Origin of the sequence: Leptolyngbya iicbica LK (assembly GCF_004212215.1) — a bacterium.
Taxonomy (GTDB): domain Bacteria; phylum Cyanobacteriota; class Cyanobacteriia; order Phormidesmidales; family Phormidesmidaceae; genus Halomicronema; species Halomicronema iicbica.
Map to the genome: position 1 here is coordinate 397,584 of NZ_QVFV01000002.1, position 11,819 is coordinate 409,402.

Annotated in this window: 9 protein-coding genes; 4 read left to right on the forward strand and 5 right to left on the reverse strand. The window is 53.9% G+C overall.

Going from position 1 to position 11,819, the window contains the following annotated elements; all coding sequences use genetic code 11:
- Positions 1-422 precede the first annotated feature (422 nt).
- Positions 423-1,889, forward strand: a complete 1,467-nt coding sequence (locus DYY88_RS08845) for a phosphoglucomutase/phosphomannomutase family protein (RefSeq protein ID WP_044151347.1) — start codon at positions 423-425, stop codon at positions 1,887-1,889.
- Positions 1,890-2,143: 254 nt separating this feature from the next.
- Here the strand turns inward: DYY88_RS08845 and DYY88_RS08850 are convergent, their stop codons facing one another.
- From DYY88_RS08850 to glyA, 3 genes are all read right to left on the reverse strand, one after another.
- Positions 2,144-3,034: a nucleoside monophosphate kinase gene (locus tag DYY88_RS08850; protein WP_072041353.1), complete on the reverse strand. Its 891-nt coding sequence runs from the start codon at positions 3,032-3,034 to the stop codon at positions 2,144-2,146.
- 155 nt (positions 3,035-3,189) lie between these two features.
- Entirely contained in the window at positions 3,190-4,248 is a 1,059-nt protein-coding gene (locus DYY88_RS08855; protein ID WP_039728417.1) for a glycosyltransferase family 4 protein, read from the reverse strand.
- Positions 4,249-4,580: 332 nt separating this feature from the next.
- A complete protein-coding gene (gene glyA / locus DYY88_RS08860; protein ID WP_039728416.1) occupies positions 4,581-5,864 on the reverse strand; it encodes a serine hydroxymethyltransferase in 1,284 nt (427 codons plus the stop codon).
- A gap of 310 nt (positions 5,865-6,174) precedes the next feature.
- Here glyA and pds point away from each other — a divergent pair, with 310 nt between their 5' ends.
- The 3 genes from pds to DYY88_RS08875 all read left to right on the forward strand — a co-directional run bounded on the left by pds (position 6,175) and on the right by DYY88_RS08875 (position 9,412).
- Entirely contained in the window at positions 6,175-7,599 is a 1,425-nt protein-coding gene (gene pds / locus DYY88_RS08865; protein WP_039728412.1) for a 15-cis-phytoene desaturase, read from the forward strand.
- 127 nt (positions 7,600-7,726) lie between these two features.
- Positions 7,727-8,656: a 15-cis-phytoene synthase CrtB gene (gene crtB / locus DYY88_RS08870; RefSeq protein WP_039728409.1), complete on the forward strand. Its 930-nt coding sequence runs from the start codon at positions 7,727-7,729 to the stop codon at positions 8,654-8,656.
- A 42-nt stretch (positions 8,657-8,698) separates the two neighbouring features.
- The gene (locus tag DYY88_RS08875; RefSeq protein WP_039728406.1) at positions 8,699-9,412 is read left to right on the forward strand and encodes a M15 family metallopeptidase; all 714 of its coding nucleotides are present in this window, start codon (positions 8,699-8,701) and stop codon (positions 9,410-9,412) included.
- A 15-nt stretch (positions 9,413-9,427) separates the two neighbouring features.
- On the opposite strand, the gene DYY88_RS08880 is transcribed toward DYY88_RS08875, so the two are convergent.
- Both DYY88_RS08880 and DYY88_RS08885 read right to left on the reverse strand, forming a co-directional pair.
- Positions 9,428-9,889: an ATP-binding protein gene (locus tag DYY88_RS08880; RefSeq protein WP_367889279.1), complete on the reverse strand. Its 462-nt coding sequence runs from the start codon at positions 9,887-9,889 to the stop codon at positions 9,428-9,430.
- Complete coding sequence (locus DYY88_RS08885; protein ID WP_039728405.1) at positions 9,886-11,550, reverse strand: SpoIIE family protein phosphatase; 1,665 nt, start codon at positions 11,548-11,550, stop codon at positions 9,886-9,888. Before DYY88_RS08885 ends, DYY88_RS08880 begins: the two co-directional genes overlap by 4 nt.
- Between the last annotated feature and the right edge of the window lie 269 nt (positions 11,551-11,819).

The following is an 11,819-nucleotide window of genomic DNA, read 5'->3' on the forward strand; positions in this document are numbered from 1 at the left end:
TGTAAATCCACGGATAATGCGATAAGCATTTCTCAAAAGATAAATGAGAGCCAATTCTTCGTCTCTTTTTGCAAGCGCAACTTCAGGATTTAAGTGATTATGCAGGCTTTACCATGGGCTTTTGAGTAATTATTTGCTTGCTGTCGGTACGTTTGCTGAGCGAGTTCTCTGGGAGCTCCGTGATTTCTGTGACGATCTGTGGAACGACATGTGTAGAAAATCCGCTAAATGCTTCAGTGAAAAGAGAACTGGTGTTGAGATGGAGTAATCGGCACCTTTGAAACAGGCCGAAGATGCTGCTGTGACTAGGACGGGGCTGAAGAAAGCGCAGTGAAGGTCTACCTTGTTCTGCGTGCATTAACGGACAGCTTGGGTAAACTCTTGGTTGGCAAGCAACTAAATTCATACATTGGGAAACTTTTATGGCGATCGCACTCTCTCCAACTACATTTATTGATAAGCCGATTAAATTTGGGACAGACGGCTGGCGGGGCATGATCGCTGCTGACTTCACCATGGGGCGAGTGGTTCATGTCGCTCAAGTTGCGGCCCAAGTTTTGCAGCAATGTTATGGCGCCCAAACCGGCAGTAATACGGTGATTGTGGGTCACGATCGCCGCTTTCTGTCGCCGCAGTTTGCCCAAGCCGCCGCCGAAGCCATTACTCAAGTTGGCTTTGATGTGCTGCTGTCAGAAGATTTTGCCCCCACGCCCGCTTTTAGTTGGGCCGCGAAAGATCAAGGAGCTCTGGGGGCGATCGTCATCACTGCGAGTCACAATCCCGCCGCTTACAACGGGTTGAAAATTAAAAGTGCCTTTGGCGGTTCGGTGCCTCCCGAAGTGACCCAGAAAGTCGAGGCGCAACTCGACACCCCAGTGTCCCCTGCGGCACAACCGGGCAAGCTAGAGCGGTTTGATCCTTGGCCGAGCTACTGCCAGGAGCTCCAGTCCAAGGTGGACTTGGCTGGCATTCAGTCGGCGATCGCCAACGGCAAGCTCACCGTATTTGCCGACGTGATGCATGGTTCTGCCGCGACCGGACTAGAGCGACTTTTGGGCAGCCCGATTCATGAATTGAATAGTGAGCCCGACCCACTCTTTGAAGGGGGCGCACCGGAACCGTTGCCGAAATATTTGCAGCGGATGTTGAAAACTGTGGCCGATTATCAACCGACGGTTGCCGGAGGCTTGATCACAGGACTGGTGTTTGATGGCGATAGCGATCGCATTGGCGCCGTGGACGGTCAAGGCAACTTTCTCAGCTCCCAAATTTTGATCCCGATTTTGATTGATCACTTGACTGAAGTCCACGGTTACGATGGCGAAGTGATCAAAACCATCAGTGGCTCTAACCTGATTCCGAAAGTGGCCAAACTGCATGAACGAGACGTTTATGAGACGCCAGTGGGCTACAAATACATCGCCGATCGCATGTTGGAATCCAACGCGCTGATTGGGGGCGAAGAGTCCGGCGGTGTCGGTTATGGTCATCATATTCCCGAGCGGGATGCACTGCTGTCGGCGCTGTATGTGCTGGAAGCGGTGGTGAAGTCGGGGATGGATTTGAGCGATCGCTACCGCAGCCTGCAAGACCAAACGGGCTACTACTCTGAATACGATCGCATCGACCTGCCCTTGGCCAGCATGGAGGTGCGCGACAAACTCCTCCAGGTCCTCCAGACAGACTGCCCCAAAACCGTGGCGGGCAAAGCCGTGACCCACTGTCTGGATATTGATGGTTACAAGCTGACGCTGGAAGATGAAAGTTGGTTACTGATCCGCTTTAGCGGTACGGAACCCGTTTTGCGTCTTTACAGCGAGGCTAAAGACCTGGAAGAAGTTCATAAGCATCTCAGTTGGGCCAAAGACTGGGCCACTGCCATCGGCTAAGCAACTTCCGCTCCCATCTACTCGCTGAGTCGGCAAGTCTAGGGGCACGTTCTAGCTGGATGGGCTATCCTAGCCAAAACAGACGACTGCACTCCTTGGTCCAGTCATCTGTTTTGGGGTCGACGGGTGAGAGCGGCAGACTGGCAGCCAACGCTCGGTATTCGGGACTTTAACCGAGCGAATCGCAGCGCTATCCTCAATGATGATCAGGGTTACTGAAGAGGAGATAAACCTGATTCCTCCGGCCTGGAAATTTACTGCAACAGTCTCGCGATCGCGTTGTTGTATTCGGCGTAAGATTTCACACCGGTCAGTGTCGTCTGTAGCTGCCCGTTTTTGAAATAGAGGACGGCAGGGATGCCCTGAAGACCGAACCGCTTGGAGATTTGGCGATTCGCGTCGAAGTTGATTTTCATCACGTTCACGCGATCGCGATATTCCTCAGCCAGTTGGTCGATAAAGGGCGACACCTGCTTGCATGACCCACACCACGGCGCCATGCAATCTACTACCAGACGCGACTCGCCATAAATGAGCGTATCGAGTTCTGCCTCGTCTTCAATCAGGGGGGCTGCACTAGACTGAGGCTGGCCAATGGCTGCCAGGTCTCTCGCCACTTCTGCAAATGACAGATTGGCATTGAGTGTGGTCAACTGCGCTTGCTGCTGGTAGTACTCAACCAATGGCGCAACTTCAGCCTGATACTGTTCTAAGCAACGTTTGAGAGCAGGTGTCGTTGCCGTTTGACCTGGCTCAGCGGCGAGACGATTCATCAAGATCCCGGCCATCGCTTTTAAATAAACCACGGTCGGCAATGGCCGTCCCATCGTTGTCCACCAAGTGTTTAAGCCCTGAGCTTGCCCCACGCTACGAGGAAAGCCTTCAATCACCCAGCCGTGCAACACGGTGTCGGGCTGCTCTAGCCGGCGTTTGATCAGTTTGAGGGCAAGTTCATCAGGCAACGGCTCGCCTGCCGCAAGATAGGGGCGCAATTCTGTCGCGATCGCGCTGCCGTCAGCGATCGCCTGCTGCAAGAGCTCTGACATTGATACCTGGGGCACCGCCCATTGCTGGGCTAGGGCCGCTGCATGTTCTGCACCCCGCGCACCTGGGGGCGCTAACAGAATCAACTGCGTGGTTTCCATGAAGCGAATACACCTCGGTCTGCATCGGAATATCCCTGAATACGAGGATACTTCCCACGCTTTTAATCAAGGCATAAGGAAACCTAAAAATCTCTTTCGCTAGCGAAACCAAGCGCGTCAGCATACGTGGGGGGCGCTGGGTTTGGCAAAACGAGCTAACGAGAGAGCTGCTTAACGCGCCAGCCAGTGTAGGTCAAAAGTCCGGTAGCTCCCGCCGCACAGAGAAAACCAGTGGGAATACCCGCAAAGGCGACGGCTAAGCTGCCAGCCCACAAAGTCAACGCATAAATAAACAACACTGCCCAACGGTGAGATAAGCCCGCTTTTAGCAATCTGTGATGCAAGTGACGCTTGTCAGCAACAAAAGGAGAATCGCCGGAGCGAATACGATCCAAAATGACTGCTGACATGTCGAGAATGGGAACGGCCAAGATGATGTAAGGCAGCAATACGGCCACCGTGGTAACGCTCTTAATCAGGCCAATGACGCCAACGCCTGCCAGGGTAAAGCCAATGAAGTAGGAGCCGCCGTCGCCCATGAAAATCTTGGCCGGATTGAAGTTGTAGCGCAAGAAGCTGAGACAGCCGCCCGCCAGGGCTGCGGCAATTAAGGCGGCGGCAGGTTGAGCCATAAATAGGCTCACGATCAGCATGATCAGAGCGGCGATACCGCAGACGCCTGCGGCTAAGCCATCTAAACCGTCAATCCAGTTGATGGCATTGGTCATGCCCACCAGCCAGACAATCGTGATGGGGAGGCTAATCCACACGGGCAAAGAAACCAAACCCACAAAGGGAATGGTCAGGAAGTCAATGCTGACGCCGACATGCCAAGCGATCGCGGCGATCGCTGCCTGCATCAACAACCGACTCGACGCCGACAACCCAAACAAATCGTCCAGCAGCCCGATCAAAAAGAAGGCAAACCCGCCGAGGGTCACGCCCCAAATTTCATACTCATCGGTAGGGCTCAAATGGGTTCCTGAGGCGTCAATAAACCCACCACTCCACCAAACAAAGAGTAGGGAAATCAACGTACCAAGAAAGATCGAAATGCCCCCCAGACGTACCATGGGCTGGGTGTGGACTTTGCGTCCGCCGGGGACATCAACCCGACCACATTGCAAGCCAATACGCCGCACGATCGGGGTCGATACCAAGACGACCGCGCCCGAAATCACAAAGGCCAAGAGGTGGTAAAGCTGAAAAGGCATAAAAATCGCTTCAACAAAGTCGAAGGGTGGCAATCAGCAAAAAAGTAGGAGATTCGCGACCAATACTAAGGCCTTTGGCGAGAGTTGAGCTTTGTTAAGAGCAGATTATTGAGTCTCTTAACATTTTGTAGAATCTTGCCACTACTATAAAGCTCCATGAAGAATATGACAGATCAAAACGATTGTCTACTGTCATACACTCCATAGAGCTGAGTTATTTGAGTCGCCTGATGTCTGAACTCTTCCCTAGGGCTGTGCGCTAACTCAATCTTTCCAGACCAACTAAAGAATAGGGGTTGGGCATTGCCAACCCCCACTTTCAAGCAACTCCCTTAGACGAGTGCTGGCTGAGCTTGCCCCAGGTAGGGATATAGAGGGAAGCGATCGCATAGTGCGGCCACCCGGCGGCGGCAATTTTCGCGCACCACTTCATCATCAGGATTTGACAAGCGATCAGCAATGATGTCGGCAATCTCTTCAAATTCTTCCGTGCCCATCCCGCGAGTCGTCATGGCCGGCGAGCCCAGACGCAAGCCGCTGGTAACGAAGGGGGATTCGGGGTCAAAGGGCACCGTATTTTTGTTGGCAGTGATGTTGACTTCGCTCACCAGTTTGTCGGCTTGCTTGCCCGTCAGCCCAACGGAACGCAGATCGACCAGAATCAAGTGATTATCAGTGCCGCCAGACACCAGCTTTAATCCGCGAGCCTGCAAGCGATCGCCCATGGCCTGAGCATTCGCAATCACCTGCTGAGAGTAAGTCTTAAACTCTGGTTGCAGCGCTTCACCAAAGGCCACCGCTTTCGCTGCAATGACGTGTTCCAGAGGGCCGCCTTGAGTGCCCGGAAAAACCGCTTTGTCAAACTTTTTGCCCAGCTCCGGATCGCGGGTCAAAATCAGGCCGCCCCGAGGACCGCGCAGGGTTTTGTGGGTGGTGGTGGTGACCACATCACAATGAGGCACCGGATTAGGATGCACACCAGCGGCAACCAGTCCGGCAATGTGGGCGATATCAGCCAGCAGGTAAGCGCCGACTTCGTCCGCGATCGCCCGAAACTTCTCAAACGGAATCGTGCGGGGATACGCCGAGTAACCGCAAATAATCATTTTGGGCTTGTGCTCTAGCGCCAGTTGACGAATCTGATCAAAGTCCAGCGTCTCAGTCTCTGGGTTCACGCCGTACTGCACCACGTTGAACCACTTACCCGACACATTCACGGGCGAACCGTGGGTCAAGTGCCCGCCATGGGACAAATCCATCCCCATAATCGTGTCACCGGGCTTTAACAAGGCCAAAAAGACGGCAAAGTTCGCCTGAGCACCAGAGTGGGGTTGCACGTTAGCATGGGCTGCACCAAACAGTTCTTTGATACGCGCGATCGCCAGACTCTCGACTTGATCGACAAATTCACAGCCGCCGTAGTAACGCTTGCCGGGCAGTCCTTCGGCATACTTATTTGTCAACACTGAGCCCTGCGCCGCCATAACTGCTGGCGAGGCGAAATTTTCACTCGCAATGAGTTCCAAATGTTCGCGCTGGCGCTGCAATTCACTCGCCACTATGCCCGCCACTTGCGGATCACTGTCTTGAAGAATGTCCAAAATTGATTGCGTCACAGCTTTCAACCCCAAATAACCGATTCGTTGCGTTGCGTATCCCAACTTTCGCGTAGTCGCCCAGTAGTCTCAGTTGCTAGCGAGGCAATCAGTCGGGCACTCAGCCTTTCCTTGCCAATGAAAACTCTGGATTCATTATTCTAAGAGGTTTATTCCAGAGAAACTACCCTTACCGAACAATCAGATCGCGCAAATTGACGAGATCGCCCATGAGATTCTGAGAGTTTTCTGGGTTTGTTACGAAATGAAACATATAATGATAAAGAGAAGATAAAGTAAGCCAAACGGTTTGCAAGGGGAATAGGCATTCATGCGAGTTGCGATCGCGGGTGGTGGGTTAGCTGGACTCGCCTGTGCAAAATACTTAGTTGATGCGGGACACACGCCAATCGTGTTAGAAAGCCGTGATGTCTTAGGCGGCCTAGTGGCGGCCTGGAAAGATGAAGACGGCGACTGGTATGAGACGGGGCTGCACGTCTTTTTTGGGGCCTATCCCAACATGTTGCAGTTGATGGAAGAGTTGGGTATTGCCGATCGCCTGCAATGGAAAGAGCACACCTTAATTTTCAATCAACCTGAGAAGCCGGGTGTGCTGTCGCGCTTTGATGTGCCCGATATCCCCGCCCCGATTAATGTCATCACGTCGATTTTGCGCAACAACGACATGTTGACCTGGGAGCAAAAAATTCGCTTTGCCATTGGTCTGCTACCGGCGATCGTGCGAGGCCAGCAATACGTTGAAAAGATGGATCAGTACAGCCTGCTGGAATGGCTGCGGCGTCAGGGCGTCGATGATCGCGTCAATTCCGACATCTTTATCGCTGCTTCCAAAGCTTTAACCTTTATCAATCCCGAAGATGTGTCGGCCACTGTGCCCCTGACGGCTTTGAATCGATTTTTGCAAGAGCGCTATGGCTCCAAAGTCGCCTTTCTGGACGGTGCTCCTCCCGAGCGGCTCTGTCAGCCCATGGTGGATTATGTGACTGAACATGGCGGCGAAGTATTGCTCAATAAGCCCTTGCGGCAGATTTTGCTGAACGAAGATAACACCGTTAAGGGGTATCTTGTACGGGGTTTGGAAGGGGCCGAGGATGAAGTGATCACGGCCGACGCCTATGTGTGTGCCACTTCAGTAGATGTCATCAAGGCGCTGATGCCCGAGCCCTGGAAAGAAATTGATGTGTTCCAGAAAATGCAGAATTTGGTCGGCGTCCCCGTTATCAACATTCACCTCTGGTTCGATCGCAAAATGACTGACGTGGACCAGCTGTTGTTTTCGCGCTCGGATTTGCTGAGTGTCTACGCCGACATGAGCAATACCTGCAACGAATACTCCGACCCCGACAAATCGATGTTGGAGTTGGTGCTAGCCCCGGCGAAAGAATGGATCGATCGCTCCGAAGAGGACATTCTCGCTGCGACCATGGCGGAACTCGAAAAGCTCTATCCGCAGCAGCTAACCGGGGAAAATCCCGCCAAGTTGCTGAAGCATCGCATCGTCAAAACGCCGCGATCGGTCTATACGGCAGCTCCCGGCACCCAGGCTTGTCGCCCTGATCAGGCGACGCCAATCGCGAACTTCTTTTTGGCAGGCAGCTACACCATGCAGCGCTACCTCGGCAGCATGGAAGGCGCGGTACTTTCTGGTAAGCTAGCGGCGCAGGCTGTTAGCCAGGGGGCATCCTCAGCGGCGCTGGATGCGGGGCGCGATCGCCAACCCGCTTCCGTGGCTTAGCCAAATCCCACGATTACCAGTCAAATCGGGCTGAATTTCCCGTATTCTGTGAAAGGAAGTCAGTCCGTAATCAGCGGATTTAAGCGCTGTAGTCTGAAAAGTTCCGAGTTTCCAGCTAACAAGATTAATGCTGCAATTGTCTCACTCGCTGCGGTCTAAAGATTTGGTTCCTAAGGAGGATGCCTACGAGGTTTGCCGTCAGATTACAGCGGAATATTCCAAAACCTTTTATCTAGGCACACTATTGATGACTCCCGCCAAACGGCGGGCCATCTGGGCCATTTATGTCTGGTGTCGTCGCACTGACGAATTAGTCGACGGTCCTCAAGCCGCGCTCACGACCAAAGAGACGCTTGATCGCTGGGAAAAACAACTCCACTCGATCTTTCAAGGGCATCCGGTAGAAGATACTGATGTCGCGCTGGTGGATACGCTTAAACATTTCCCCTTGGATATTCAGCCCTTTATCGACATGATTGATGGGCAGCGGATGGATCTCGACAAGGATCGTTATCGCACTTTTGAGGAGTTAGAGCTGTACTGCTATCGCGTGGCGGGCACAGTCGGGCTCATGTCTACGACGGTGATGGGGGTTGACCCGAGTCAGGCGACGGCTCCTTGGCGGCGTTATGCGGCCCAACCTAACCCAACTCAAGAAGCCGTGGCTCTGGGGATTGCCAATCAGCTCACCAATATTTTGCGCGATGTGGGCGAGGATGCTCGCCGCGGCCGCATTTATTTGCCCTTGGATGATCTCGCCCTGTTTGATTACACCGAAGCGGATTTAATGAATGGGGTGATTGATGATCGCTGGCGCGCGCTCATGCAGTTTGAAATTCAACGCGCCCGTAAGTTTTATCAACAAGCAGAAGCGGGAATTAGCCAACTGAGCGCTGATGCTCGCTGGCCGGTGTGGGCAGCTCAAGTGCTCTACAGCAAGATTTTGGACGTAATTGAGCAAAACGATTACGACGTGTTCAACCGTCGCGCTTTTGTGCCGACGCTGAAGAAACTGACTTGCCTGCCGGGCACTCTGGTGCGATCGCGCATCTTGTAAATACACTTAGCCACTGTTCTCCATCGTGTCTGCTGGGATGTGATGAAACCATATCAGCATGTTCTGATTGAAGAATGCGATGAGCCGTTGGTGCCGTTGCCATTAGGCGAATTTGCTGTAGTGACGCCACATCCTTATGTGGCCTTGGGGGCACCCTATGGCGATCTCTCTCCTTACTGGGTGCGTCAGTCCGTCGCGATCGCCCTGCACCAAGCGCAGCAAACCCTGCAAACCCAGCATCCTGGCTGGCAGCTTCAGATTTTTGACGCTTATCGTCCGTTAGCGGTACAGCAGTTTATGGTGGACTACACCGCTCAAGAACTGGCCCAGCAGCAGGGGCTCAACTTAGCACAGATCTCGGATGCGGAACGGCAAGCGCTGATGGCGCAGGTGTATCAATTTTGGGCGCTGCCGAGTCCCAATCCGAAAACGCCGCCGCCCCACAGCACGGGCGCAGCGATCGACCTTAGCCTCGTAGATGAAACGGGACAGCCCATCGATATGGGCTCACCGATTGATGAAGTGTCGGCGCGATCGCACCCCGACCACTTTCAACATCAGATGGATGCTTATAGTCAGCAAGTCCATCGGCATCGCGTTTTACTGCGACAGGCCATGAAGGCGGCGGGCTTTGAGCAACACCCTAACGAATGGTGGCATTTCTCCTTGGGGGACCAAATGTGGGGATGGCTCAAAGCAAAATCGACCGGGCAAGCCGCGATCGCTCGCTACGGCAGCATGGTTCCAGAAGACTGATGGAGGCGTTGGACGCTAAGGCGTACGCGGTAAGGACAGAGACGGTGACCGTTGATCTACCGGCAGATGGGCCTCTAGTCGCAAACAGTTGCCCTGTCCTTGCACCTTGACCTGATACTCCACCTTATCCATCAACCGATTGAGAATCATCCAGCCATAACCGCCCTCCTGACGCAGATCGGGAGTGGGGAGCAAATACGTGCTCAAATCGAAGCCCTGGCCCTGGTCCCACACTTCGATATGGAGTCGCTCAGGAGTGAGTTCTAGTCGCAGACACACGGGGGTTTGAGGTCGATCTTGGTGGGCGTGACGCACCACATTGGAATAGGCTTCTACGATGACCAGGCGCAACCGACTTTCCCACTTCGGCCATTCTCCCCAGTCCCCCAGTTCTAGCCGCAGGGCTCCGAGTAGCCAGTCTTCAATTACCGCTAAGAATTTCAGGTCGCTGGGAATTCGAAGTTCTGTCCGCATCATGCCTTTACCTCCAGCAATAATGCGGTTTGATCGTCTTCCTGTTCTGCACTACCCGCCTGAATGCTACTGAGGAGCTTATCTAAATCGAGCGATCGCGGATGTTGTTGCAGCAGCGCCCATAATCCCGTCTGGCGTAGCATCGCCGCACCGCCGGTTTGGGTGCCATCGGCGATCGTTGCTTCGGTCAAGCCATCGCTGGTGAGCAACAAGGTTTGGCCTGGCAACAGCGCCATCTCACCCGCATCGGCCTTCCACTCTGGCAAGATGCCCAACGGCACGCCACGGGTTTTGAGGTAGATCGGCTCGCCATCTGGCGCATTAATTTGGGTCTCTGACCACACCATCGGGTAAATATGGCCAGCATTGGCGTAGCTGAGTTGGTGAGTCGCCGGGTTATAGCAAATCAGCGCCAGGGTAATAAAACAGTTGCTATTGACCAAATCGTCCCACAGGCTGCGGTTGAGGTTTTGCATGACCTTATCAGGGGCGGGCGATCGGTCTTGCGACAGTTCTCGCCGGAGCACCGAAATCGCACTCGCCATGAATAGCGCGGCAGGCACCCCTTTGCCTGACACATCCCCCACGGCGAGCCAAATGTCTCCTTGGGGATGAGGAAAGATTTCGTAAAAATCGCCGCCCACTTCCCGCGCGGGCAGGCAACGCGCTTGAATGCGCACACTCTCAATCACGGGTACGCTTTGCCGCAGCAGATTGGTCTGAATCTGTCGCGCCACTTCGAGCTCTGAGCGCATCTGCTGGGTCTGCCGTTGGATGCGCTGGTAGAGCTTGGCCTGGGAAATGGCTAACGCGATTTGTTCTGCAACGCTATTCAGCAATTGAGCGGTGTCTTCGGCCCAGGTGGGGTCATCGCCGTGATACAGGGTGACGATCGCGAGGGTGGCTTGCTGATACCGCAGCGGGACTGTCAGCGACACCTGTTTTGACGATAGCTCTAAGGCATCGATTTTGACCTCGCCCGTGTGCAGCACGTGCTCGCTCACTTGGCGGCTATGACTTTCTAGATCAGGCAGAGGCTCAGACGTCGCCTCTGGCGAGTTGAAGCTGAGAACTTGATCCAGTTCCGTCCGTTGCTCGTGAACTTCGACCGCATAGAGCACCGCATGGGCCGCGTTAAACGTTTTGCCCAAGGTGGTCACAATCGTCTGGAGCATACTGTGGTAGTCCAGTGATTCGCGAATGACGCTCATCACGTCGTTGAAAAACGACTCTCGGGCCAGGGCTTGGGTCAGGGCTTGGGTGCGCTGCTTGACCACGCGAAAGGTCTCCGCTGCCTGCATCACTACTGATTTGAGTTCTTGGGGATTCCAGGGCTTGGTGATGTATTTGAACACCTTGCCGGAGTTGATTGCTTCGACTAGATCTTGCACGTCGGTGTAGCCGGTCAGCACGATGCGAATCGTGTCGGGAAACTGCTCAACCGTGCGGCTCAAAAATTCGGTGCCATTCATGCGGGGCATGCGTTGGTCAGAAATAATGACCGCCATCTCGCCTGCGGTGTTTAGCAATTCCAGCGCTTTGAAGCCATCTTCGGCCCGGTACACTTCAAAGTCACGGCGAAAGGCACGGTACAACAAGTCCAGGTTGTCTGGCTCGTCGTCCACCACCATGAGTTTGAGACGGTCATCGTCTTCCCATGTCATCGGGAAAGTCCAAATAAAAGAGCAAGGGGGATGATAGAACGCCCATGGCGCTGAGAGCTAACGCGGCCACAGTTGATAAGGCAGGCGATCGCGAGTCGCTGTGAAGACAATCAAGTCTCGCTTTTCGACTCTCTGTTCATCATGCCTAAGGCCTAAAACTCAGCGATCGCTGTTAGCAGCGTTAGGCCCACTAACGTAATCAAGTTTGCCCATTTTTAGGACAAAGCCATCGCTATGGGTACTTTACAGCCGATGGGGTCGATTGGTCA

Bases quoted from the DNA above. Each gene is read 5' to 3' on its own strand.
- DYY88_RS08845 (WP_044151347.1), top strand. From the start codon at position 423: ATGGCGATCGCACTCTCTCCAACTACATTTATTGATAAGCCGATTAAA.
- DYY88_RS08850 (WP_072041353.1), bottom strand. From the start codon at position 3,034: ATGGAAACCACGCAGTTGATTCTGTTAGCGCCCCCAGGTGCGCGGGGT.
- DYY88_RS08855 (WP_039728417.1), bottom strand. From the start codon at position 4,248: ATGCCTTTTCAGCTTTACCACCTCTTGGCCTTTGTGATTTCGGGCGCG.
- pds (WP_039728412.1), top strand. From the start codon at position 6,175: ATGCGAGTTGCGATCGCGGGTGGTGGGTTAGCTGGACTCGCCTGTGCA.
- crtB (WP_039728409.1), top strand. From the start codon at position 7,727: ATGCTGCAATTGTCTCACTCGCTGCGGTCTAAAGATTTGGTTCCTAAG.
- DYY88_RS08875 (WP_039728406.1), top strand. From the start codon at position 8,699: ATGAAACCATATCAGCATGTTCTGATTGAAGAATGCGATGAGCCGTTG.
- DYY88_RS08880 (WP_367889279.1), bottom strand. From the start codon at position 9,889: ATGATGCGGACAGAACTTCGAATTCCCAGCGACCTGAAATTCTTAGCG.
- DYY88_RS08885 (WP_039728405.1), bottom strand. From the start codon at position 11,550: ATGACATGGGAAGACGATGACCGTCTCAAACTCATGGTGGTGGACGAC.